General features: G+C 61.7%; 18 protein-coding genes, 1 tRNA gene and 1 pseudogene. 6 read left to right on the top strand and 14 right to left on the bottom strand.

Annotated elements, in window-relative coordinates; translation table 11 throughout:
- The 6 genes and pseudogenes from VFV96_09575 to VFV96_09550 all read right to left on the bottom strand — a co-directional run.
- Positions 1-1,402 (bottom strand): glycoside hydrolase family 3 protein (locus VFV96_09575; GenBank protein HEU5070644.1); only part of this gene is annotated, 1,402 nt, incomplete at its 3' end.
- Positions 1,403-1,669: 267 nt separating this feature from the next.
- A complete protein-coding gene (locus VFV96_09570) occupies positions 1,670-2,377 on the bottom strand; it encodes a response regulator transcription factor (GenBank protein ID HEU5070643.1) in 708 nt (235 codons plus the stop codon).
- A complete protein-coding gene (locus VFV96_09565) occupies positions 2,370-4,862 on the bottom strand; it encodes a PAS domain S-box protein (protein HEU5070642.1) in 2,493 nt (830 codons plus the stop codon). The genes VFV96_09570 and VFV96_09565 overlap by 8 nt, the downstream gene beginning before the upstream one ends.
- Positions 4,863-5,769: 907 nt before the next feature.
- Positions 5,770-6,519, bottom strand: a pseudogene (locus VFV96_09560) (glycoside hydrolase family 16 protein).
- A 116-nt stretch (positions 6,520-6,635) separates the two neighbouring features.
- Positions 6,636-7,484 carry a prepilin-type N-terminal cleavage/methylation domain-containing protein gene (locus VFV96_09555; protein ID HEU5070641.1) on the bottom strand — a complete coding sequence of 283 codons (849 nt, stop codon included), beginning with the start codon at positions 7,482-7,484 and terminating at the stop codon, positions 6,636-6,638.
- 96 nt (positions 7,485-7,580) lie between these two features.
- Positions 7,581-9,584 (bottom strand): immunoglobulin domain-containing protein, encoded by a 2,004-nt coding sequence (locus VFV96_09550; GenBank protein ID HEU5070640.1) that lies wholly within the window; start codon positions 9,582-9,584, stop codon positions 7,581-7,583.
- 665 nt (positions 9,585-10,249) lie between these two features.
- Here VFV96_09550 and VFV96_09545 point away from each other — a divergent pair.
- Positions 10,250-11,578: a glycoside hydrolase family 71/99-like protein gene (locus VFV96_09545; GenBank protein HEU5070639.1), complete on the top strand. Its 1,329-nt coding sequence runs from the start codon at positions 10,250-10,252 to the stop codon at positions 11,576-11,578.
- 78 nt (positions 11,579-11,656) lie between these two features.
- On the opposite strand, the gene VFV96_09540 is transcribed toward VFV96_09545, so the two are convergent.
- Positions 11,657-11,733: transfer RNA gene (locus VFV96_09540), tRNA-Arg, on the bottom strand.
- A gap of 202 nt (positions 11,734-11,935) precedes the next feature.
- Here VFV96_09540 and VFV96_09535 point away from each other — a divergent pair.
- The 4 genes from VFV96_09535 (at position 11,936) to secG (ending at position 15,822) form a co-directional block, all read left to right on the top strand.
- Positions 11,936-13,156: a glycosyltransferase gene (locus VFV96_09535; GenBank protein HEU5070638.1), complete on the top strand. Its 1,221-nt coding sequence runs from the start codon at positions 11,936-11,938 to the stop codon at positions 13,154-13,156.
- Positions 13,157-13,275: 119 nt separating this feature from the next.
- Positions 13,276-14,529 carry a phosphoglycerate kinase gene (locus tag VFV96_09530; protein ID HEU5070637.1) on the top strand — a complete coding sequence of 418 codons (1,254 nt, stop codon included), beginning with the start codon at positions 13,276-13,278 and terminating at the stop codon, positions 14,527-14,529.
- A gap of 59 nt (positions 14,530-14,588) precedes the next feature.
- Entirely contained in the window at positions 14,589-15,353 is a 765-nt protein-coding gene (gene tpiA / locus VFV96_09525) for a triose-phosphate isomerase (protein ID HEU5070636.1), read from the top strand.
- A gap of 25 nt (positions 15,354-15,378) precedes the next feature.
- The gene (secG, locus tag VFV96_09520) at positions 15,379-15,822 is read left to right on the top strand and encodes a preprotein translocase subunit SecG (protein HEU5070635.1); all 444 of its coding nucleotides are present in this window, start codon (positions 15,379-15,381) and stop codon (positions 15,820-15,822) included.
- 94 nt (positions 15,823-15,916) lie between these two features.
- Here the strand turns inward: secG and amrB are convergent, their stop codons facing one another.
- Both amrB and amrS read right to left on the bottom strand, forming a co-directional pair.
- On the bottom strand, positions 15,917-16,726 hold the full coding sequence (gene amrB, locus VFV96_09515; protein ID HEU5070634.1) for an AmmeMemoRadiSam system protein B: 810 nt from the start codon (positions 16,724-16,726) through the stop codon (positions 15,917-15,919).
- 5 nt (positions 16,727-16,731) lie between these two features.
- Complete coding sequence (gene amrS / locus VFV96_09510; GenBank protein HEU5070633.1) at positions 16,732-17,868, bottom strand: AmmeMemoRadiSam system radical SAM enzyme; 1,137 nt, start codon at positions 17,866-17,868, stop codon at positions 16,732-16,734.
- Positions 17,869-18,068: 200 nt separating this feature from the next.
- Between amrS and gap the strand changes: the two genes are divergently transcribed.
- The gene (gap, locus tag VFV96_09505) at positions 18,069-19,133 is read left to right on the top strand and encodes a type I glyceraldehyde-3-phosphate dehydrogenase (GenBank protein HEU5070632.1); all 1,065 of its coding nucleotides are present in this window, start codon (positions 18,069-18,071) and stop codon (positions 19,131-19,133) included.
- A 254-nt stretch (positions 19,134-19,387) separates the two neighbouring features.
- On the opposite strand, the gene msrA is transcribed toward gap, so the two are convergent.
- The 5 genes from msrA to VFV96_09480 all read right to left on the bottom strand — a co-directional run bounded on the left by msrA (position 19,388) and on the right by VFV96_09480 (position 23,541).
- Entirely contained in the window at positions 19,388-19,924 is a 537-nt protein-coding gene (msrA, locus tag VFV96_09500; GenBank protein ID HEU5070631.1) for a peptide-methionine (S)-S-oxide reductase MsrA, read from the bottom strand.
- Between the two features lie 142 nt (positions 19,925-20,066).
- The gene (yacG, locus tag VFV96_09495; GenBank protein ID HEU5070630.1) at positions 20,067-20,291 is read right to left on the bottom strand and encodes a DNA gyrase inhibitor YacG; all 225 of its coding nucleotides are present in this window, start codon (positions 20,289-20,291) and stop codon (positions 20,067-20,069) included.
- A gap of 27 nt (positions 20,292-20,318) precedes the next feature.
- Positions 20,319-20,885, bottom strand: coding sequence for a hypothetical protein (locus VFV96_09490; protein HEU5070629.1), 567 nt, complete (start codon positions 20,883-20,885; stop codon positions 20,319-20,321).
- An 83-nt stretch (positions 20,886-20,968) separates the two neighbouring features.
- Positions 20,969-21,388 carry a DUF721 domain-containing protein gene (locus VFV96_09485; GenBank protein ID HEU5070628.1) on the bottom strand — a complete coding sequence of 140 codons (420 nt, stop codon included), beginning with the start codon at positions 21,386-21,388 and terminating at the stop codon, positions 20,969-20,971.
- Between the two features lie 53 nt (positions 21,389-21,441).
- Positions 21,442-23,541, bottom strand: a complete 2,100-nt coding sequence (locus VFV96_09480) for a beta-galactosidase (protein HEU5070627.1) — start codon at positions 23,539-23,541, stop codon at positions 21,442-21,444.
- Between the last annotated feature and the right edge of the window lie 135 nt (positions 23,542-23,676).

Genomic DNA, 23,676 nt, shown 5'->3' with positions numbered 1-23,676 from the left:
CCACCGCGTCGGCTCCGCTGAGATTCGCGCCATCCGGGGAATAATCGACCGTGACGCCGGGCGCCACGGACTGGCGAACGGCCTGCAAAATCGTCGTGCCGCGGGTGACGTTGCCGGTGCTGCCCTGCCAGCTGATCGTCCAGCCACCGCATTGAACGCCCAGGTCATCCGCCGCAGCCCCGACCACTGCGAGACGACGGATATTTTTGCCGAGCGGCAGCGCGTTGCGCTCGTTCTTAAGCAGAACCAGCGACTCCCGCACGCAATTGCGGGCCACGTCGCGATGCGCGGCTGAGCCGATGCCGGCCGTCAACGCCGGATCCACGGCCGGTTCGTTGAACAGGCCCATCGCGAATTTGACACGCAAAATGCGGCGCACCGCATCATCAATGCGCGCCTGGGGCACCCGTTGTTCGCCGACCAGCGCCTTGAGGTCGTCGATGAATTCCACATAGTTGTTCTTTTGCCCGGGACCATTGGGAATCATCACCATGTCCAAACCGGCGTTGATGGAGGCTTCGATGTCGCCCTTGTAATCATGCGGCAACTGGTCGATGGCAGCCCAATCGGACACCGTGAAGCCGGTGAAGCCCAGTTCCCCTTTCAAAACGTCCGTGATCAAGTGGCGGTTGCCATGCATTTTGGCGCCGTTCCAACTGCTGAAGGAAATCATGACCGAGCCGACGCCCGCCTTGATGGCCGCGCGATAGGGCGCGAGGTGGATGCGGCGCAATGTGGCTTCGTCCACGACGGTGTTGCCCTGGTCCACGCCGCCCTGCGTGCCGCCATCGCCGACAAAATGCTTGGCACACGCCAGAACAGAAGTGCCCGGAGACAGTTCAGAACCCTGAAAACCCCGCACGGCGGCCGCACCCAGTTCCGAAACCAGGTCGGGCGACTGCCCGAAGCTTTCGTAAGTCCGGCCCCAACGCTCATCCTGCGCCACAGCCAGACAGGGGGCAAAGGCCCAGCGGATGCCCGTTCCGGCCATTTCTTCAGCCGTGACGCGGGCCGCCTGCGCCACCAGTTTGGGGTTGTGGGTGGCTCCCAAGCCGATGTTATGCGGAAAAATGACGGCGCCCTGGACGTTGTTGTGGCCATGCACGGCGTCTATGCCATAAAGGAGCGGAATCTTGAGCCGCGTCTTCAGCGCCTCCGCCTGGCAGGTTTCCACCAGTTTCAACCAGCTTTGCGGCGAGTTGTCCGCGGGATCGGAACTGCCGCCGCTCAACACGGAACCGAGGAAATATTTGCCAATATCGCCCTTGTCCTTCAGCGCATCCGAATCGGCTTGCACCATCTGGCCGATTTTTTCCTCCAACGTCATTTGTTGCAGCAGTTCGTCCGCACGCCGACTGGCCTCACTGGGGTCTGCGGCACAAAGCGGGAGGGCGGCGAGCATCAAGCCCAACGCGCCCACACTTGAACGGAAATGGTGGCGTGAAGACGGGCGACGGGCGAGCGGCACCGGCTTGTGCCCGCGGGATCCGGATTGAGATTGGCAGGTGGTGAGCATGGTGATTCCTAAGTCAGGTTAAGAAAGTTACCTGCCAACCGCGGCAGGCAACGGATTTTCGGGCGCGACGTGTAGTTGATTGTATTACACGTTAATTGTTTTGCAACAATTTATATTAATTCGCGGCGGATTGGCGAGTTGGGCGCGGCTGGGTTATTTGCCGGCCTCGTCCCGAAACCACTGAATGGCGTGAAGCATCACTTCAGTGCTGGTTTTGAGCTGGAGCTTTTCCTTGATGCGGTTGCGGAAGGAATTGACGGTGGGCACGGTAACGTTGAGTTCGGTGGCAATTTGCCGGACGCCCTTGCCCTGCCCGAGCATGCGAAACACCTCCAGCTCACGGTCGCTGAGTTTCTCCACGGAGGAGGCGGGCGGTTCATCCGTCTGTCCGCGCATCAGGCGGGTGATGATGCTGCTGGACATCTTTTCGCTGAGATACATGTCGCCGCCGAGCACCTTGTAGATCGCGGCCTTCATGACTTTGGCCGGCTCGTGCTTCATCACGTAACCCATGGCGCCGGCGCGCAAGGCCCGTTCGGCGTAGAGGGATTCGTCATGCATGGAAACGACCAGCAACGGGAGATTTTCGTCCTCGGCGCGGATGGCCTTGATTAGATCCAGCCCGCTGGAGCCGGCCAGGGAAATATCCACCAGCACGACGTCGGGTTTGGTTTCCCGGATTCCCGCAAGGGCGCCCGCCGCATCCGCCGCGTCGCCGCACACCATCAGCCCGGGCTCGTGATCAATGAGCTGCCGCAGCCCTTCGCGAAACATCGTGTGGTCATCGACGACGTAAACGCGGCTTTTGGCTGCGGCCGCGGAGTCCGCCGGGTTCGGCTTGGGAGTGGTAGCTTCAGCCATGGGTTGATTCGGGATCCGGCTCGTGCGTGGCCAGGTGAAAATAGCAGATGACCTCCGTGCCCTGTCCGGGCTGACTGGCGATGTCCAGCGTGGCTCCGATGACTTTGGCGCGATAACGCATGATGCGAATGCCCATGCCCAGCGTGCCGGCACCCGCCATCTGGAACCCGGTTCCGCGGTCGCGCACCGACAGCAAATATCCGTCTGCGTGGGGCCGGAGCGACATGGTGACTTCTTCGGCTCCGCCGTGTTTGACGGCATTCAGCAGGGCTTCCTGTGCAATGTAGTATAAATGGAGCGCAACCTCGTTGTCCACCGCCGACGGCGGCGCGTTGCAAAGGAACTGGCAGCGCATCTTGAACCGGCTCCCGGCGCTTTCGGCGAGTTCTTCCAGCGCCGAAACCAGGCCGTTTTCCTCGAGTCGAACGGGGAACAGCCCCCGGGCCACGCTGCGGGCCTGCGCGGTGGCTTCATTGATCAAGGTGCCAATCTTTTCCGCTTCGGCCGACTGGGGCAATGCCTGTTCCCGCAAATCATCGCCCAAGATGTCCACAAGAAATGCGATGGCTGCGAGCTGCTGGCATACGCCGTCGTGGAGGTCATGGCCAATGCGGCGTTGTTCACGGTTGCTGATCTCCAGCAGTTCGCGTTCGAGCCGCCGCCGTTCCGTGATGTCACGGGCAACGCCCTCGACTTCACGCGGTTTGCCCGCCTGCTCGATGAGCCGACTGCTGATGTCGAGTTTGACGCGCTGGCCCGCGGCGTTCAGGAAATCCCACTCGGCTGTCGGCAGTTCCTCGCCACGGACGATTTGCTCCAGCCACGTTCGCGCCGCGGCGCGTTGATCCTCGGCCACCAGATCGAGCAGGTTCAGCGACACCAGCTCCGCGCGTGGCCGGCGGAGCAGTCGTTCCCCAATTTTGTTGATGGAGGTCAGCCGTCCGGTCAGGTCGTGCGTGAAGACCATGTCATTGGCATTTTCGAACAAATCCTGATACCGCTCCTTCAAGGTCGCTTCCATTTGCAGTTGCTGGCGGATGATGCCGGTTTGCTGCTGGACCTTGCGCCGGAGCACGAGCACCCAGGCCACCGCGCCAAGCACCACCACGGCGAGAATGCCAACAATCCACAACAGCCGCTGCAGGGTCCACCACGGCGGCCGTTGCAACAGTTCCACGTCCGCCGGCGACCGCAACAGGAGGCGGAACGATTTGGCCCGCCAGCCTTCGCCCGCCCGCCAGCTGCTGCCGCGTTCGATGAGGCACACGCCGGTGACGGCGACTTCACTGCCGTTCTGCAATTGCCGGAACTCCTCGCCCGTGTCGCCCTGGCTGGTGTAGTAGGCATGCACCACAAAGCCGCCCGCCTCAATCACCAGGAACTGTTCCCGGCCGCGCTCGCCGCGGTCCAGGAGCCTGCCGCGCAATGAAACCAGGCGGCAATCGTGGGTGCCTTTCAGCGCCTCGTCCACATCCACCGGTTCGGCCGGCGGCGGGGTGCCGCGCGACAGCCTGCGGTAAACCGCGTCCTGCAACATCGGCGTATATTCGCCCTTGGCCACAAAGCCGAGCACTTCCACCTGGTCGCCCGGCTGCACAAAAGTCCGTTGCCGCGTCTGCGCGTAGAGGCCCTCCTTGGCGTCCTGAATGAACAAGGCCACGCCCGGTTCGTGGTAGATGACGGTTCCCCGCACCTTGACGCGATGGCTGTAATTGCCCTGCGGGGTGAACTGCAAGAGGCTGCTGATGGACTGCGCCGCGATGTCGAAGGGTTTCGCGGGCGCCGCCTGTTCAACGATGAGGTCGCTGGCGCGGGGCACGAGCAGGTGGATGCCGAACAACTGGCGCGAACGGTTGAACATGGTGGAGCAGACGCCGTTCACCTGCACCACGCTGTCCACGAGGTTCTCCGGTTCGGGCACGGGCAGGGTTTTGGTGTAAATGGTGAGCCGCTCACCGCCGGTCACGAGATCGACCAGATAATTGTGTGATTCCTCCTCGAACCGGACGGCGCGCACGATGCCGGACGCATGCACGAACTGGCTGTCCTCCTTGCCGCTGACGAGCTCTTCCATGGAAACCATCTGGGGTTCAGGAAATTTTTGCTCGCCCAGGATGCGGATTTCGGAAGGAACGACGACGGGGGCGTATTCGCCGGGGCTGGTCACGCCAACGAGTTCCACCTGCTGGCCCGCCTTCAAGTCCGGCATGCCGCCGTAATCCTGGAAGTAAATGCCCGCCGTGTCGTCCTGGATGAACCGTGAATACAAGGCGCCGTCATTGAATGTAACCACGCCGCGCAGGCGAACCGGCAAATGCTGGCCGGCCTGCTCGGGGCTGAGCTGGCGCACCGCTTCGGCCGTGCGCAACACAACGGCGGGATTGGTCTGGGCGTTCGTGAATGCGCCCAGGCCTGCCGCCAGCAGGCAACAAACCCATCGCCCCCAGGAACCGATGGAGGCAAGGCGTGCCGGCGTGGATTTCACAAATGCAGCAGGTGGTTGTTTGATGCGGTCAGACTACCGCCAAACCAGTGGGACGTTCCAGCCTGCAGATGGACCGGAGCACGCGCGCCCGTCGGAGCGCGGTAGATATTCAGTTGCACAACGGCACGACGCGATAGAAACGGCGCTCGTCGCCGAGCAGGTCAGCCACCGTTTTCACGGAGCCGTCGCCTGGCACGTTGGTCAACGTCAGCCAGGTGTCATCGCCTAGATCGCGTTTGAAACGCACGGCATAATTCAGGCCGAACAGCGTCGGGAACGAAAGGGTGAGGTTTGGGCCGCTTTGGGCCGCTTGAATGGCGACGGTCGCTTCCGACGAGTCCGGGGTGGCCAGGTTGAGGTCATCAAACAAAGCCGCGCCGGCCGCGGTGAGCGGTTGCTGGAAGACGATTTGACAGCGCGCCTTCGTCGCCCCCGGCGGCGCGACCAGATCGCTCACCGCGCCCACGCGCGCATATGTTGCGGGATCGAATTGATTGGTCACCAACAGATGCTGCCAGAGTCCGGGCGTGGTGCTGGCGTCCAGTGCCTCCGAACGATAAAGGCTCAACAGTGTGTCGGCATCGTTCCGGAAGGTGACTTCGAGCCAGGCCAAATTGCCTCCGGCCAGGTTGTCGCCATTGGGCGTCAGCGCCCAGCCGTCCGCCATGTAATTGGCACCGGGCGTCACGAGCACATCCTGGTAAACGCCGGAATAATTGGCGCCGCCCGTGAACTGGCCGTAAACCTTGAACACGTCGCCGCCGGTGTGTGCGGGCAGCGAGTTGGTGGGGGCGACAAACGTGTTGCCGCCCGAACCGTAGGCGGTCCAGCCCGCCAGATTGCCGCTTTCAAAGCCGGGGTTGGTCAGCAGATTTCCGGTGCAACTCGTCACCGTCGTCGGCGCGTAAACCCGCACGTAATCCACCACCATCTGCTGCGGAAACGTGGTCGTGGCGTCCGGATTCCCCGGCCAGTTGCCGCCCACGGCCAGGTTCAGCAGCAGGAACTGCGGGCGGTTGAACACCCATTGCGTGCCGCCGGGCAGGTTCGCGGGCGACACTGAAAAATATTCCTGCCCATCGACGAGCCAGCGGATGTGGTTGGTCTGCCATTCGATGGCAAACAGGTGGAAGTCGTCCGCGAATGCCGCACCGCCCGGCAGCGTAGACGGACCGCCGATGCCGTTGCCACCGGAATAACCCGGTCCGTGGAGCGTGCCATGAATGGTGCCGGGCTCCTTCCCGATGTTCTCCATGATGTCGATTTCGCCGCACGTGGGCCAGCCAACGGAGTCGATGTTCGTGCCCAGCATCCAGAAGGCCGGCCAGATGCCCTGGCCGCGGGGAATCTTGATGCGCGCTTCCATCCGGCCGTAGGTCCAGGACCACTTGCCGCGCGTCAGCAAACGGGCCGAGGTGTAATCCCGCCCGCCGTAGCTCTCCTGCCGCGCCTCGATGACCAGGTGCCCGTTCTCGATGCGGGCGTTGTTGGTGCGCGTGGTGTAATACTCCAGCTCATTGTTGCCCCAGCCGCTGCCGCCGGTGTCAAAACCCCACTTGGTTGAATCGGGCGAACTGCCATCCGCGCCGGAGAATTCATCCGACCAGACCAGCGTCCAGCCGGTCTTGGGCTGCGCGGTGGCAGCCACGCAGAACAGCGCGGCGGCGCCGCAGAGGAGGAGGTTCAAAGGCCGCCGGAGCGGCGCTTGAGCAGATGCAAAACGGAACAGATTCATCACGGATTCGGGAAATGGGCGCCGACGGCGGCCGCCGCTCAATTATGCACAGTGGTGCGCTCGATCAGCCAGTCCAGATCGCGCGAGTTGGGATCCTTGCGTGCGTAAGAACCCGCCTGAGAGATGACCGCGTTGTCGGTCCAACGTTTGATTTCCGCATGTCCGTCGGCAAATGACATGCCGCCGGCATTGTTGTGATACGCAGCCGGCACGTCGCGCCAGACGGTCGGCACGTTGGGTCGCACCAAAAACCAGCCGTCGTTGATGCTGTTCGGATTTTCGTCGATGGTCACCCACGTATTTGCTGGATTCCGGATGTTCGCCTGCCGTCGGAAAACGGTGTAATTGACCGTGTCCAACTGGCCTTCATCCTGAATGGGATTCATCCACGCGTTCATGGACATGCTGCGCACTGTCGGGCCGCCGGCAACGGTCTTCTTGTCGGCCGGGCACTTGTAAACTTTGAGGCTGTTGATGAACGGAAACAGCAGGCCGTTTTTGATGAGCATTTCGTTGGTGGCAGCGGCCGGCTCGGTGTCGGCCACGCTGCCCAGCACCCACTGGGATTTGCTGCCGCCGGGTTGCGCCAGCGGATCCAGCGGGTCGAGTGCAAGCACCGCGAGCCCGCCAGTGCGGACGACCTTGTCATCGTTGTCGCCGGAATACAGCAGCCAGCCCAACTGCAATTGTTTGAGGTTGTTCAGGCAGCTGATGCCTTGCGCCTTCGCCTTGGCCTTGCTCAAGGCGGGCAGAAGCATGGCGGCCAGAATGGCGATGATGGCAATCACCACCAGCAATTCGATCAGCGTAAAACCCCTGGTGCCCGGCCGCAGTCCGGCGCGCGCTGATTTGGCCGCATCGGTCTGCTGGATGGCTTCTTTCTTCATAAACACTTTCCTTTGTCGTATCGCCGGGACGTCCCGGATGTTTGCCGGGTTCCTCAAGGCCGGACCAGCCGGCCTTGAGGGCACGCCGGACTGAGGTCACAACGTCAGCACCCGGTAAAAGCGCTGGTTGCCCGTGGCGGGATAGGACTTGGTGATCACCGAGCCGGTTCCCGGGACGACTTCGAGGTTCTGCCAGGCGCCGTCGAGCGTGTCCTTGTATTGGACCTGGTAGCTGGTTGCCCCCTGCGATTTCCAGGACAATGCCGCATCCGTGCCCGTCATGCTGGCGCCGAGCGTGGCCGGAATCTTCAGCATCAACTTCGCGCTGTCGTAGTAAAGCGAGCCCGCGCCCACGCTTCCGCCGAGGTCGTGCATGGTGAGCTGGAAGCGCACCTTGGTGGTGCCGGGCGGCGCGATGAGATAACGGCCGTTCACCCCGGGCGGCAATGAGCCGTAAGTGCCGGCGTTGGTCGCCTGCAAATCCAGCCACGTGTTCAAGGGAGCGGTGTAGTTCAGAATGGGACTCACGAATTGCTGCAGCGGCGTGCCGGCGTCGCCCGCCCGGAACTGGATCTCCAGATAGATTTCGTTCGACGCATTCATGGACGGTCCGGGGATCGGATCGCCGCTGGCGTTGTAAACCCAGAAGTCGGCCGCAAAGATCTGGCCGGGCTGGGTCGGCACGTCCTGATAAATGCCGGAGTAATCGCCATTGAAGGTCGTGTAGCTGACGTAGGTGCCTTCGTAAACATTGACATTGCCGCCGCCGAAGTAGGTGTCGGCCGTGGTTTGCAAATGGCCAAAGCTCGGATCACTCGACGAAAACCGCACCCACGGATTATCCGTTCCCGTTTCGAAGCCGGGATTTTCGAGGAAATTGGAGAAATCCGTGAAGGACTTCACCACAAGCGACGCCCCCGTGCTCGCCGATCCGGAGCCGGTCGAGATCGTGACAAAGTAGGTGCCGCTGGCGGCCACCTGCACGTTGGAAAGAGTCAGCGCGGACGAAGTCGCGCCCGAAACCGTCGCGCCGTCGGTCAGCGCATTCGTCACGCCGCCAATTACCGAACTCCACTGGTAGCTCAAGGCCGAGGGGCTGGTTGCACCCACGCTGAAAACCACCGTCGAGTTCTGCTCCACCCGCTGGCTGACCGGATTGTTGGTGATCAGAATATCCAAAACATTCACCACTGCCGCGCGGGAATCGACCGAGCCGGCCGTGTCGGAAACGGTGACCACATAGGATCCGCTGTCAGCCACCTGCGCGTTGGCAATGGTCAGCGTGGGGGTGCTGACGCCCGAATACTTCGCCCCGTTCAGCAGCGGCACGCCGTTGGTCGCCCATTGATAGCTCAAGGTTGAGCTGCCAATCGCGGTCACGCTCAGATTTGTGGTGTTGCCGGTGGTCATCGTCACATCCTTCGGCTGGCTGGTAATCGCCGGATCTGCGTCCTCGACCAAAATGCCCACGCTGCGGAGCGCATCGGCCGAATTCGGCGCGACATTTGGCCCCTTCACGTAGAAGCCATATTGCGCGACATGGCCGGCGCCGATGGGCATGGAAACGGTAAACGACCCGGGCGTCAGCGGCACGGTCGTGATGCCCACAAAACCGTAGGTTGACGTGAACTCCTTGATGAAGGCAACGCACTCCCAACCCGTGACGGCACCGCCGGACGGCGCAGGCAAATTGTTGGAAACCACCGTGCCGGTAAACGTCACCGTCTGGCCGGCAAAGGCGGTGCCCACATCGCGGTAGAAATTGGCCTCCAGCACCTTGTTGCACGTTCCGTCCGGATTGTTCCAAAACACGTCGTTGGTGTTGTAGGTTCCGGTGTTGGCCTGCAACACAAGTCCGTTGTTCAATGGCCAGCCCGACGGGCTGTTCGTCGGGATGAACGCAGCCCGCAGGTCAGCTGTTCCCCATGCGCTGCCAAAGACATAACTGGTGCCATCGGTTTGCCACACATTTACGAACCCCGCCCACGGCAGGGTTGAATCAACCTTGACGGAGACTTGGGCATTCATCTGGGCCGTTCCGCCGCAAAAGGCGGCCGCGGCCAAGACCATCAGCGCGAGATGCTTCATTCGGGTTTTCATGGGGTCTGGGTTTGTTGTTGAATCCGCCCGGCCAATGCTGGCTTTGGGCGAAAGGTTCCAGTCATTGCGACATTGTTTCGCTAGTGCGAAGACTGCCACTGCCTCCGAGGCAGTGCCGCCATCGCGTCACATTTTGAATGGGATGTAATGTTTTGTATTACATAATAAATGCTGCGTCAACTACAATTTTACATAGCATCACGAATTACGGATTTGGCGCGGCGGAGAGGAGGTAGTTAAAGGGCGTCCGGAAGGCCGCAAAAAATAACCGGGCTGGTTTGCCAGAGGGTGGCCCACCAGCCCGGGGAGTTTTCGATGAGTTCAATCGCAGGTTTCGTAGAACTTCGCCACCGGCCCTGAACTATAAACCGACAGCGAAAGCAAAAACTTAAAGAACGATTCCGCGGGGAATCCTGCCCCTGCGGGCGACCTGCCAACTTAGCATTCAACATCAGTCGCGCAAAAAAGTTTTGCCGAGCTGGGAAAAAACGGGCGCCTCACAACACGCATCCTGTTGGGAAAGGCATCAGACCGCCCGTCGCAGCGCCCGCAAAACCACCGTTGCCGGCGCGTGCGCCTTGCCAAATCGCCGCGCGTCAGGCATGGAAAACGGGGTTAATCCAGAGACGAGGCCGTTGCCGAAGTGCGCTGAATGAACCATTCCCATGATCATCAAACGATACGTTGCCGGGTGGCTGATCGCCTTGTTATGCGCAGGCACCGCAGGGGCGGCCGCAAGCCGGCACAGTCCGGGCTCCGCCTTCCCAAGTTATGCCGGTCGGGTGATGTGCGGCTACCAAGGGTGGTTTCGCGCGGCTGGTGACGGATCCCATGAGGGTTGGGTTCATTTCGGTGTCGGCGGCAAGTTCGACACGAACCACCTGCACATCGATTACTGGCCGGACACCCGCGAATACCCGGATACGTATCCCACACCGTTCGTGCTGTCCAACGGCCAGCCGGCACGCGTGTTCAGTTCGTGGGATGCGAGCACGGTGGACGTTCATTTTCGCTGGCTGCGGGACTACGGCATTGATGGGGTGTTTGTGCAACGCTTCTTCGAGGCGACCCGCACCGAGCCGCGGCGGCGCCAGAGCCGCGTGGTTTTGGAGCACGCGCTGGCTGCATCCCAAAAATATCACCGCGCCATCGCCGTCATGTATGACCTGTCTGGCCTCAACGCCCCGGCCGAGGATTGCTCGTCCATCATCACGGATTGGAAGGAACTCGTGGACCAGCTCAAGCTGACCCGTCAGGGCACGAATCAAACCTACCTTTACCACCGCGGTAAACCGCTCGTGGCCATTTGGGGGCTCGGTTTCCCGGATCGTCCCTACAACATCCACCAGATCGGCGTGGAGAAACTGATCGCCTTTCTGAAGGACGATCCGGAATACGGCGGTTGCGCCGTGCTGCTGGGCGTGCCGACCTATTTTCGAACGTTGCAACGCGATTGCGTGGCGGATCCTTACTTGCACCAACTCATTGAGTCCGCCGACGTGGTGCTGCCGTGGATGGTCGGCCGTTATTCAACGATGCAGCCGGCGGAACGGACGCGCTATCTGGCCCAGTTGAAGGCCGATCTTGCGTGGTGCGCCGAACGACATTTGGACTACGCGCCGTGCGTTTATCCGGGGTTCAGCTGGTTCAATTTGAGCAAAACCGAGTTCGGCGGCGCCAATCCGATCAATCAGATCCCCCGCCAAAAAGGCCGGTTCTATTGGAACCAAATCACCGCCGCGAAGGAGGCTGGCGCGCGCATGCTCTACGTTGCGATGTTTGACGAAATGGACGAAGGGACGGCCATTTTCAAGTGCAGCAATGCGACGCCCACGGGCGCAAGCTTTCTCAATTACGAAGGGCTGCCCGCGGATTATTATTTGTGGTTGACCGGCCGCGCGGGGGCATTGTTGCGCGGCGAGCTGCCCTTTTCCAAGGAGCTGCCACCACGCGAGCAAGCTCGCCAAAGTCCAACCCCATCAACCGCGAAATAAGTGAATATTCCGCGCCAACCAGGCAAGGCCACCATGCCTTCTGAAGCAGAACTCATCTTATTCAGGACGCCGAAAAGCTGGTGCATCCGACAGGAGTCGAACCTGTAACCTTCTGATCCGAAGTCAGAAGCTCTATCCAGTTGAGCTACGGATGCACTGCCGGGCCGGTTGTGCCTGCCCCCTCCCGGGCGTTCGCCGCAGGACCGCAGCCGGCTGGTTGGCAGCATGCGTGGCGCAAGGGCCGCGTTCAAGTCAATCTGACGACCGAGCGGGAGTGCCGTCCCATCGCGTGAGGTCAAAACGGGGCCGTGGCAATTCCGCACTTGCCCCCGGGTGGCGCGAACGCTAGCTAGCGGCGTGGTTTTAAACGGCATCTTCGGGGCGCTCGCGGCACTGAGTCTCCTGCTGTTGCTCTGGCAATGGCTGGCGGCGCGCCGCTTTCCGCTGCATCAGCGCCGCGTGCAACCCGCGCTGGCTTTCGGGACGCAAGATGCGGCGGCAGCGGCTCCCCACCCCGGCGTCACGCTGTTGAAACCACTGAAAGGCGCCGATGCTCATACGGAAAAATGTCTGCGCAGCTGGCTGCAACAAGCTTACTCCGGCCCGGTCCAGGCGCTTTTCGGCGTGGCCGACGCCAGCGATCCGGCCTGCGCCCTCGTGCAGCGGCTCATGGCGGAACATCCCCGCACGACCGCACAGCTGGTTGTTTGTGACGCCCGGGCGGGCGCAAACGCCAAGGTGTCCAAGCTGATTCAGTTGGAGCAGCTCGCCGAGCATGAATTGATTTGCGTGAGCGACGCGGACGTGTGCGTGCCGCCGGATTTTTTGGCCGACGCCGTCGCCGCATTCGGCCCTTCGCCCACACCGGCCGCCGCGCCTGTCGCGCTGTTGAACTGTTTTTATCGGCTGGCCAATCCTGCCACGCTGGCCATGCACTGCGAAGCCGTGGCCATCAATGCCGATTTCTGGAGCCAGGTGCTGCAATCGGTTTCGCTCAAGCCGATGGATTTCGCGTTGGGGGCCGTGATGCTGACCCGGCGTGGCGAACTGGCCGGCCTGGGCGGTTTTGCGGCCATCAAGGATTGTTTGGCGGACGACTACCAGCTTGGACATCGCATCGCGCAACGGGGTGGGCGCATCGCGCTCAGTCCGGTGGTGGTGGAATGTTGGGATGCGCCCGCCGGCTGGGCCGCGGTCTGGAAACATCAATTGCGCTGGGCCCGCACCATCCGGGTGTGCCAGCCGGTGCCTTATTTTTTCAGTCTGTTGAGCAATCCCACGCTCTGGCCGGCGCTGTGGGCGGCGGTGAGCGGCACGCGGACGGCGCTCGGCTTCCTGGGCACAGCGTTCTTGGTGCGCCTCATGGTCACGGCTGACCTGCAACGGCGGCTGGCCGGTGATCGGCCGGAATCGGACGCCGCGGCCGACCGCCCGCCGATTGTCCGTTACTGCTGGCTGGCGCCGTTCAAGGACGTCCTGCAGGTCGGCGTGTGGCTGCTGGCGTTTCTCGGGAACACCATCGAATGGCGCGGCCGCCGCATGAAGCTGCGCCGCGATGGCACGCTAATCCCCGCATGAAACCGGGCTTCTAGCGCCGGTCAGGCCGCAATTCCGTTTTGACTCGGGCCTCGCATCCGCTATGCTGCCCCGCCCTTTTCCAAGGGGTTTTTGACCTGAACCTGAAATCGATTCCTGATATGGCAAAGCTCACAGTTCGCGACCTTGATTTGCGTGGCAAACGCGTGTTCGTCCGGGTGGATTACAACGTCCCAATGGAGGAGAAGGATGGCCAGATGGTCATCAACGACACGACGCGCATCAAGGAGACCCTGCCGACGCTCAAGCTGTTGATCGAAAAGGGGGCCAAAATCATTCTCGCCGCGCACCTCGGCCGGCCAAAGGGCAAGAAGGAGCCCTCCATGTCCCTGCGCCCGGTGGCCGCGAAGCTCGCCGACATGATCCTCCGGCCCGTCGCGTTCGTGGATGATTGCATCGGCGAGAAAGTCGAGCAGACCGCCGCAGCGTTGAAGGAAGGCGACATTCTGCTGCTCGAGAACGTCCGTTACTACAACGAAGAGGAGGCCAACGATCCCGCGTTCGCGGAAAAGATGGCCAAAGTCGCCGAGGTTTATGTGAACGACGCGTTCGGTTCGGCGCACCGTGCGCACGCCTCCACCGAAGGCGTGGCCCGTGTGGTGGCAAAGCGCGGCGGGAAATGCGCCGCAGGCTTGTTGATGGAACGTGAACTGAAGTTCCTCGGCGATGAACTGGAAAAACCCGCCCGCCCCTTCGTCGTGATTCTCGGCGGCGCCAAAGTTTCGGACAAAATCAAAGTCATCGACCGGCTGCTGGAAAAGGCGGACACGATTTTGATTGGCGGCGCGATGGCCTACACCTTCAAACTGGCCCAGGGCGCCAAGGTGGGTTTGTCGCTTGTGGAAAAGGACAAAACCGACGTGGCGCTCGCGGCGCTGGCCAAGGCCAAGCAGCGCGGCGTGCAGTTCCTGCTGCCCACCGACAACACCTGCGTAACACCGGTCAAAACCGACAAGCTCGACAAGAAGGGCCGGCCGGTCATGGATTTGACCAATCCGCGGGTGAACACCGAACCGAACATCCCGGACACGGAAGAAGGCGTGGACATCGGCCCCGCCACCGCCGCCCAGTTCAAGGATGTGTTGCTCGGCGCAAAAACCATCCTGTGGAACGGCCCGATGGGCATTTTTGAAGACAAACGCTTCGCGGTGGGCACCAATGCCGTCGCGGCGGCCGTGGCGGAAGCAACGCAAAAGGGCGCCACGAGCATCATTGGCGGCGGCGACAGCGTGAAGGCCATCAACAAATCTGGCCTCGCGGACAAGGTCACCTTCATGAGCACCGGCGGCGGCGCCAGCTTGGAGTTTCTGGAAGGCATCGAACTGCCCGGCGTGGCCGCATTGAGCGAAAAGTAAATCTACGTTGAACCGTTGCCCCGCGGCGGCGGTTCACGGTGCAACCATTCACGAATCACATGAACAAGGAACGTAAACTCATCATCGCCGGCAACTGGAAGATGAACAAGACGGTCGCCGAGGCGCTGACCCTCGTGAACGACCTCAAGCGCGAACTCGCCAGCGTGAAGGAAGTGGACATCGTCGTCTGCCCGCCTTACACGGCGCTGGAGTCCGTGTCCAAGGCCATTCTGGACTCCAACATCCGCCTGGGCGCACAGAACATGAGCGAGAACGGCGTGGGTGCCTTCACGGGCGAAATCGCCGCAGTGATGCTCAAGGAATTCTCCGTGCGCTATGTGATCCTCGGCCACAGCGAACGCCGCCAATACCAGAAGGAAAGCGATGCGTTGATTGCCAAGAAAGCTGCGGCCGTGCACGCCGCCGCGCTCAAGCCCATCGTTTGCATCGGTGAAACGCTGGCCGAACGCGAAGGCAACCTGACGGAAAAAGTGCTGGAGACGCAGGTGCGCGGCAGCCTCGCCGGTTTGACCAAGGAGCAAATGGTGGAAACCGTTCTGGCCTACGAGCCGGTTTGGGCCATCGGCACGGGCAAAACCGCCACCACCCAACAGGCGCAGGACGCGCACGCGTTCATCCGCAAGGTGCTCGTCAGCATGTTCGACGAAGCCACGGCGAAGAAGGTTCGCATTCAATACGGCGGCAGCGTCAAACCCAACAACGCCAAGGAGTTGATGAGCCAGCCGGATGTGGATGGCGCACTCGTCGGTGGAGCAAGTCTTGAAGCCCGCAGCTTTGCTGATATAATCCGCAACTCAATCTAACTGAGTTCAATCAAACTAAGGTTTTATGGCATTTATTATTGGTCTGTTGACGTTCGTCCTGGTGCTGATCTGCATCGCGCTGATTTTGCTCGTGCTCATTCAACTGCCGAAAAAAGAGGCGGGCATTGGGGTGGCCTTTGGCGGCGGCGCCACGGACGCGCTGTTTGGCGCCGGCTCCGGCACCGTATTGACGAAGGCCACGAAATACGCGGCCATCTCCTTCTTCGTGCTGGCGCTGTTGGTGGGCATTTTGCAGAACCATTTCAATTCGAGGCGCACCACGAGCACCTTCCAACGCGCCGTTGAACAGCAGGTGCAGCAGGGCGCCACTCCGGCGGCGACGCCGAGCAGCCCGGCCAGCACCGCTCCCGCAGCCACGCCAGCTCCGCTGATGTCAACCACGGCCGCCAACGCCACGAATACCGCCGCTCCGGCCAATGCCACGGCCGCGCCCGCCGCGACGAAGTAAACGGTCACCACAAAGTTTCACCCGCGCCCTTCGGCCAGAGCGAAGGGCGTTTTTGTTGCGCAGAAAGTCGCGGAAACGGCGCAAGGAACCAAGATCAGCGCCCGGCACCGAATACAAATGCGCCGTAACCAACCACGCGGTCGCGGCCGCCCGCCGTGTCACCCGAGTTGCGAAGATCGATGGTGTGCGCCGCCAGGCGATGCTGACGGGCGGCGCGCAGCATGCCATTGAGGGGCATGGCGCCACAGGCCTGGTCGGGCGCCACGGGCAGCAGATCCTCAATGCGCGTGGCCGTTTCGGCATCGAGCCGCCGGGCCAGCGTGTAATCGTGGTAGTGACTTAAATCCGAGCTGACGATGACGCGCGTTTCGGGCCCGCCCCACAATTTTTCGAGCACGGCCGCCACTTCGCTCTCGCTGGCGTCGCCCACCACCAGCGGGACGAGTTGGAAGCCCGCGAGGACCACTTGCAGGAAGGGCAAATGCACTTCCAGGGAATGTTCGTGTTTGTGGGCGGCTTCCAGCAGGCGCACTTGGGGCAACGCCAGCAGCTCACCCACAGCGTCCAAATCCACCGGCACCTCACCCAACGGCGTGGCGAAGGCGCTGGCCTCACTGACTGCCAGTCCGGCAAAACCCAACCGGTGTGAAGGCCCCAGCAAAATCACGCGTTTGACCTGCTCCCGGTCGGCCTCAAGGCAGAGGTAACCGGAACCCGCCACGGGCCCCGAGTAAATGAAACCCGCGTGGGGCAGCACAAACGCCTTGTAGGAACCGCCGATCGCGCGGCGCGTGCCACCGGCGAGGCAGAATTGCACCAACTGCCGTAAATCCTCGGCCACCGCCGGGTAAAACGAGCCCGCAAAGGCGGGCGACCGCACTTTTTTGAACTGGCACGCACTCATGTTCATCACGAAATCGCCACCCGCCGCGGCACACGGCTGTAAAAATTGCCCGCCGGCACATCCGCAGCGCCGCCCGGATGCCAGATGCCCGGAATGCCCGCACCGCAATGTGGACAACGTCCCCCGGGCGTCAGCCGATACGCGCGAACGGCGTAACCATGCCGCTCAATCAAAGTCGTCTGACACTCGGGACAACGCGTGTTTTCCCAATCGCCCACGTGGCCGGGCGCGTTGCCGGCATAAACAAACCGCAGTCCTTCTTCCACGCCAATTTCCGCCGCGCGCACCAGTTGCCGTGCCGTGGTCGCCGGCACATCCGTCATTTTGTAATCGGGATGAAACGCTGTCACGTGCCAGGGAATGTTGCGGTCCACCCCCGCCAGGAAGCGCACCATCTCGCGCAGTTCCGCCTCGTCATCGTTGAAACCAGTAATCAGCAGCGTGACAATTTCCAGCCAGATGCCGCGTTCGTGCACCATCCGGATGCCGGCGCAAACGTGCTCCAGCGTTCCGCCCAGTTCCCGATAACGGCGGTCGTTGAAACTTTTCAGATCAATTTTGCAGGCGCGCAGCCAGGGTTTAAGAAAGTCGAGCGCCTCGGCTGTCGCGTTGCCGTTGGACACAAAGGCACACAACAATCCGGCGGGAGCCGCCTCGCGGAATACCGTCGCGGCCCATTCCGCGGTGATCAATGGTTCGTTATAGCTTGAGACGACCAGGCGCGCGCCTGTTTGCTGCGCAGACCGCACGAGTTGCGGGGCGGAAACTTCGCGGATGGGCGCCACTGCCGCCGTGTCGCGCAAGGCCTGGCTCGTCACCCAGTTCTGGCAATACGCGCAATGAAAATCGCAGCCCAGCATGCCGAACGTCAGCGCATCCGTTCCCGGCAGGACATGGTTGAATGGCTTCTTCTCCACCGGATCCGATGCCAGCGCGGCCACGTAGCCGAACGGCACGCGCAACTGACCCTCGTGGTTGAAGCGCACGCGACAGATGCCGTGGCGCCCGGGCGCGATCAAACAGCGGTGCCCGCACGCCACGCACCGCACCTTCCCGTCCTCCAGCCGGAACAATTGCCCCGGCGCCGCATGTGCCGCGAGCACTTCGGCCAAGGTGGTCTTTGCCGGACTGATGGTTTCCATAATGCCAACCGGATTACAGGCAGTTCCTCCGCCCCCTTTCACTGTCGGACCGGACGGAAAATTGTCAAAATAGGAGCAGAAAAACTCAAAAATTGTTCGGCATTGAACGGTTATTGCCCTAGATTCCCCGGCTGACCGGACTTGGCGCGGTTCAACGCCCGGCCCGGTTTTGAACCAAAAAAGAAATCGAAACTGAAACTATGGCAGTCAAAGTAGCAATCAACGGGTTCGGCCGCATCGGGCGCCTCGTGTTCCGCGCGATGGTCGAACAAGGACTGGTCGGCAAGGACATCGAAGTTGTGGCCGTCGGTGACATCGTGCCCGCGGACAACCTCGCCTACCTGCTGAAATACGACTCCACGCAGGGCCGCTTCCACGGCACCGTGGGCTCCAAGAAGTCCTCGCCCGACAAGGCCGAAGACGACGTGTTGGTTGTGAACGGCAAGGACATCCTCGTCGTCAGCGCCAAGACCCCGGCGGAACTCCCCTGGGCCAAGCTGGGCGTGCAGGTGGTCATCGAATCCACCGGCCTCTTCACCGATGCCGCCAAGGACAACCCCAAGGGCTGCTACGGCCACATCACCGCCGGCGCCAAGAAGGTCATCATCTCCGCCCCCGGCAAGAACGAGGACATCACCGTCGTCATGGGCGTCAACAACGAGAAGTATGACCCCGCCAAGCACAACGTCATTTCCAACGCCTCCTGCACCACGAACTGCCTCGCGCCGCTCGTGCACGTGCTCCTGAAGGAAGGTTTCGGCATCGAGGAAGGCCTGATGACGACCGTCCATTCCTACACGGCGACGCAGAAGACCGTGGACGGCCCGAGCAAGAAGGACTGGAAGGGCGGCCGCACCGCGGCACAGAACATCATCCCATCCACGACCGGCGCCGCCAAGGCCGTCGGGCTCGTCTGCCCCGAAGTGAAGGGCAAGCTCACGGGCATGTCGTTCCGCATCCCGACGCCGACGGTCTCCGTGGTGGACCTCACGGTCAAGACGACCAAGGACACCAGCTACGCCGAAATCAGCGCCGCGATGAAGAAGGCCAGCGAGACCTATCTCAAGGGCATTCTCAACTGGACGGACGACGAAGTGGTGAGCAGCGACTTCATCCACTGCACGAACTCGTCCATCTTCGACGCCGGTTCCGGCATCGAATTGAACAAGCGCTTCTTCAAGCTCGTGAGCTGGTATGACAACGAGTGGGGCTACAGCTGCCGCGTGGCCGACCTGTTGAAATTCATGCTCGGCAAGGGCCTGTAAGGCAAATCTCCCAAAACAAAACGGCGGCCCGGAAACGGGCCGCCGTTTTTGCTTTAGAGCGGTTTAAAAAATGTCGTAGCCGTCGGGTTATTCACCGGCCCCTCACCCGGCCTTCAGCCACCCTCTCCCCATCGGATGGGGCGAGGGACGGGGCGAGGGGCTGCTGCCGTCAGGACGGCTACAGTATTTATGAAACTGCTATAACGGCGTGAACGAGGCCGGAGACGCTTCACATCAGGCTCGCAAAGCACGGATCACTTCTGCTCCGCCTTGAGCTTCTTCTCCAGCTTGTCCACCTTGGGCCGGATGACCAGCTGACAGTAGCCCTGCTCCGGATGGTTGCGGAAGTAATTCTGATGATACGCCTCCGCCGGCCAGAATTTTTTCAGCGGCGCAATCTGCGTGACAATGGGGCGGCTGAGTTCCTTTTGCGCCTCGGCCTTGGACTTCTCGGCGGCCTCCTTCTGCGCCTCGTTCCGGCAGAGAATGATCGAGCGATACTGCGTGCCCACGTCGTTGCCCTGCCGGTTCAACGTGGTGGGATCATGCACCTCCCAGAATTTTTGCAGCAACTGCTCGTAGCTGATGACGGCCGGATCGTATTCGATCTGGACCACCTCGGCGTGGCCGGTGTTGCCGGTGCAGACTTCCTGATAGGTGGGATTGTCCTTGGTGCCGCCGGCGTAACCGCTCGTGACGGCCTTCACGCCGGGGACGAGTTGAAAGCAGGCCTCAAGGCACCAAAAACAGCCGCCCCCAAAAGTCGCCAGTTCCGTCTTGTTGGTATTCATGGATGAAGAGAATGCCCCGCCCACGCTGCCCAAGAGGAGCCCGCACGACAAGGCGATGATCACAGTCCGTTGCATGTTGGTCATATTCCGTTGGTCGCCCAACCACCCCGCAACCTAACGGAAAAAATGGCAAAGGCAAAAATCAGCAGCCCTCCTCCGGCCGGTCGGGGTCCACGCCAGGCGGCAGATCAGCGTAACCGGCGAAATGCCCGGGCTTGAGCGGCTCCGAAATGGCGTGCTCCTCGCCCAGCCATTTGCCCATATCAATCAGCCGGCAGCGCCGGGAACAAAACGGCCCGTATTCGCCGCCAAACCAATCGCCCACCTTCCGGCAGGTGGGGCATCGCACTGTCCGCGGTTGAGGCATGCGCGCAGAAAGCTTCACCGGCCGGCTTCAACGGGCGCCCTGCAACTCGGCAGCAATCGCCTTTAAATCCGCCACCACGTCCACGGCAGCCGCACGGCTGAGGCCGGCCGTCTGCAAAATCGCCTGCACGTCATCGCCTACTTCGCCCGTGCGCTGGACGGAAAGGCTGGCACTGTTGAAGGTCAGGTTGATGTCGTTGGCGAGCCGGGACTGCACGGACGCGGTCAGCCCCTTGCCGGTCAAGGCCGCGCTCAGGCTGTTGGCAAACTTCTCGACGGTGGCGGTTGCCGGCTTGCGACTGCCGCGGGCACAGGCGAGCAAATCATGTGGCAATTGCGCCTTAAGTTCCGCGGAAACACTGGCGCTACTGGTAATGGCCGCCAAGTCGGCCTTGAGTTTACCAACCGGATCGGCCCGTTGGGGCGGGGGCACGGCGGGACGCGCGGCGGCCGCCGCCGGCGCGCCAATCCCCTGGCGCACGTTGTTTTCCCGAACGACTTCCTTGGCACGTTGCTTGGCGATGGTAGCCGGATCGGCATGCACGGAAAATGCGGTCAAGGCAACCGCCACGACGGAACAAAAGCAGGCTTTCATAGTCATCATTGGTTGTGCTGAGGAAGCTTGCCCAGAAGCGGCGCGTCGTCCACTAGATTTGCGGGGGGCGCCGGCAAATCAGGTCAGCCCACCCGGAACGAAATGCGCGCGACCAGATCCTTGCCGAAGCTGTGTTGCAGGCGTTCGAGGATCTTGCGCTGGTGGTATTTAAATTCCATGAGCGCCGCGCTGTTGCTGACGGTCACAAACAGGGTTCCGTTTTGATTCAAGCCCGTCGGCTGGCCGTGCGCCATCAGAACGGGGTCCAGCAGTTTCAGGGAATTCCAGACTTTGACGATTTCGGCCTCGGCCTGGCGACGGCCCAGCCGCAATTGTTCGTGCAGCACCTTGGGCAGCACCTGGGCGGCAGATTTGGCGGTATCCGCCTGCGCTCGCTCCAGCGGCACGAGATCCACTCCCCGCCATTGCGCCAGCACCCGTTGACGCGCCGGGCGTTTGCCCGGCCCCAAGGGCGGTATGCGTCTGGGAGGAAGCGGAATCATCGCGGTCCGGGCAACCCCGGCGAGTATCCTCTTGCCACGGCGCGGAGCAAAGCTCAAGCCGCGACTGGTGCCTGCGCCGTGACGGGCGCCGCTTCAGGTTTTGGTTCAACCCGCTCGTCCAGCACCAGCACGCCGTGCGGCGGCAGGTCGTGATTGCCCACGATGCTGGATCCCGTGAGCAGATCGTGCATGGGCTTGTAGAATTGCACCCGGACTGAGGAGGGTTTGTGGTTGAGCAGGAAATGAATCCGCGAGCCCTCCTTCTCGCGCATGCTGACTTCCACGCTTTCGGGAACCTTGAGCAGCGGATGCAGATTGCAGAGCTGGCGCAGCCAGGTGACCAGATCCGAGTAAAAGTGCTGGTGGCTCAGGGTGCCGATGTAAATCGCCTTGCCCAGGCCGAAGGTGTTCATCGTCATGGCCGGTTTGCCGGCGTAGAAATCGCGCGAATACGACGCCAGCACCTGGCACTCCTTGGGCTCGATCAAATCGCACCACAGCTTGGCCGGATGCAGGTGACTGGTCGGAAAGGCCCCCTTGAACGTCAGATGATTTTCCTCGCCCGGTGGGAGCATGTCGAACTCGGTGACTTCCAGGCCAAACACGTCCATCAGGTCGTGGGGATAGCCGTTGTCGGACGCGATGTGGTGCTCGTCCACCAGTCCGGTGCTGAACGTCCCCACCAGCGTGCCGCCGTTCTGGACGTAGAGCTTCATCATGTCCGCCTCGGCGCCGCGGAGCAATTGCAGCGACGGTGCGATCACCAGCCGGTAACGCGACAAATCTTCCGTGGGCCGGGCAAAATCGACGCCGATGTTCTTGTCGTGAAATGCGCTGTAAAACAGCTGAATATGCTCGCGCAGGTTGAAATACTTGTTCGGCTGTTGCGGCAGTTGCAGGGTCCAGTCGTTGTCGTGCGTGTAAAGGATGCAGACTTCCGGTTTGACCTTCGACCCGTGCAACGCCGGCGCCAGTAGTTTCAGTTCCTCGCCAATCTGACTAACCTCGCGGTAAACCCGGCCGTTCTTGCGCGCCGCATGCGGCACCACGGCGCCATGGAACTTCTCCGCGCCAAACCGCGGCTGGCGCCACCGGAAAAACAGGATGGAATCCGCACCCCGGGAAATGAGCTGGTAGGTGAAGAGCCGCAACACGCCGGGACGCACCAGGGAATTCACGTCCTGCCAGGAAACGTTGCCCGCCTTGTGTTCCATCACCCAGAAACCACAGCCGCCGTCGGGCGACCGGACTCCGTCCTTTTTCAGTGACCGGAGCATGTCCATCTCGCAGGCCAGTTCCGCGGAATTCGCGCGGACCGCGGCCGTGCCTTCGATGGAGACGAAGTCGAGCACCTCGGCCATGTCGAAGTGGTCGAATTTATGACGCAAGGCGCGCAGGTTGGTGGTGATGGGGCAGTTCGGCGTCAGCGGCCGCAGGATGTCTGCCTGCATCTTGATGAACTGCACGATCGTATCGCTGCAAAACCGGTTCCAATCCAGCACGAGCGCCGGGTTGTGCACGGCCGGCGCCTTCATGGGCATGGGCACCTGCTTGATGTCGGAAACCACCTGCCCCCAATGGCGCAAGCCCAATTGTTCGTTGAGTTTTTCGACCGTCTCATACTTGGCTTCGAGCCACAGATGCCAGTCGCGCCGGGTGTCCTCGTTGAAGGAGGCCTCGGTGAAATTGCCGCCGATGCCGTTGTCAATTTGCCACGCGATGAGGTCGGGGTGATCGCCCAGCGCCTTGGCCATGTTCTCGACAATCGCGCGGGAGTAGTTCCAAAACACCTCGCTGTTCAGGCAGACGGCCCGCCGGGTGCCTTCGTGTTTGACGAGGCCGTTTTCATCGATCGGCAGGATTTCCGGATGTTTGCGCGCCATCCAGATCGGCGGGGCCGCCGTCGGCGTGGCGAGAATGATTTTGATGCCGGATTTGCCCAGCAAATCCATCACGCGCCGCAGCCACGCGAAATCATACTTGCCCGGTTCGCGTTCGCACAAACCCCAGACAAATTCGCCGAGACGCACCGCGTTGACGCCGGCGGCCGCCATCATCTCCACATCATTTTCCCATTCCGATTCGGGATTCTCCTTGGTGCCACCGTAGGGATACACCCACTGCTCCGGATGATAATCGACGCCAAAATACATAGTGGTATGGGGTAAGTTGTTTTGACGGCTTCCTGTAATGGAAACTATGTCCGTGATAGCCCTCCTGCAATGGAAAATTCGCAACGGCCACAAATCACTTGCGCCGCCCGGCGTTTTGCCGCTTGCTGCGCGGGC

It is taken from the genome of Verrucomicrobiia bacterium (assembly GCA_035765895.1).
Lineage (GTDB): Bacteria > Verrucomicrobiota > Verrucomicrobiia > Limisphaerales > DSYF01 > DSYF01.
Note: the sequence above shows the minus strand (reverse complement) of the source record. Positions and strands in the feature narration are given on the sequence as shown.

Bases quoted from the DNA above. Each gene is read 5' to 3' on its own strand.
- VFV96_09570 (HEU5070643.1), bottom strand. From the start codon at position 2,377: ATGGCTGAAGCTACCACTCCCAAGCCGAACCCGGCGGACTCCGCGGCC.
- VFV96_09555 (HEU5070641.1), bottom strand. From the start codon at position 7,484: ATGAAGAAAGAAGCCATCCAGCAGACCGATGCGGCCAAATCAGCGCGC.
- VFV96_09550 (HEU5070640.1), bottom strand. From the start codon at position 9,584: ATGAAAACCCGAATGAAGCATCTCGCGCTGATGGTCTTGGCCGCGGCC.
- VFV96_09545 (HEU5070639.1), top strand. From the start codon at position 10,250: ATGATCATCAAACGATACGTTGCCGGGTGGCTGATCGCCTTGTTATGC.
- VFV96_09530 (HEU5070637.1), top strand. From the start codon at position 13,276: ATGGCAAAGCTCACAGTTCGCGACCTTGATTTGCGTGGCAAACGCGTG.
- tpiA (HEU5070636.1), top strand. From the start codon at position 14,589: ATGAACAAGGAACGTAAACTCATCATCGCCGGCAACTGGAAGATGAAC.
- secG (HEU5070635.1), top strand. From the start codon at position 15,379: ATGGCATTTATTATTGGTCTGTTGACGTTCGTCCTGGTGCTGATCTGC.
- amrB (HEU5070634.1), bottom strand. From the start codon at position 16,726: ATGAGTGCGTGCCAGTTCAAAAAAGTGCGGTCGCCCGCCTTTGCGGGC.
- amrS (HEU5070633.1), bottom strand. From the start codon at position 17,868: ATGGAAACCATCAGTCCGGCAAAGACCACCTTGGCCGAAGTGCTCGCG.
- gap (HEU5070632.1), top strand. From the start codon at position 18,069: ATGGCAGTCAAAGTAGCAATCAACGGGTTCGGCCGCATCGGGCGCCTC.
- msrA (HEU5070631.1), bottom strand. From the start codon at position 19,924: ATGAATACCAACAAGACGGAACTGGCGACTTTTGGGGGCGGCTGTTTT.
- yacG (HEU5070630.1), bottom strand. From the start codon at position 20,291: ATGCCTCAACCGCGGACAGTGCGATGCCCCACCTGCCGGAAGGTGGGC.
- VFV96_09490 (HEU5070629.1), bottom strand. From the start codon at position 20,885: ATGAAAGCCTGCTTTTGTTCCGTCGTGGCGGTTGCCTTGACCGCATTT.
- VFV96_09485 (HEU5070628.1), bottom strand. From the start codon at position 21,388: ATGATTCCGCTTCCTCCCAGACGCATACCGCCCTTGGGGCCGGGCAAA.
- VFV96_09480 (HEU5070627.1), bottom strand. From the start codon at position 23,541: ATGTATTTTGGCGTCGATTATCATCCGGAGCAGTGGGTGTATCCCTAC.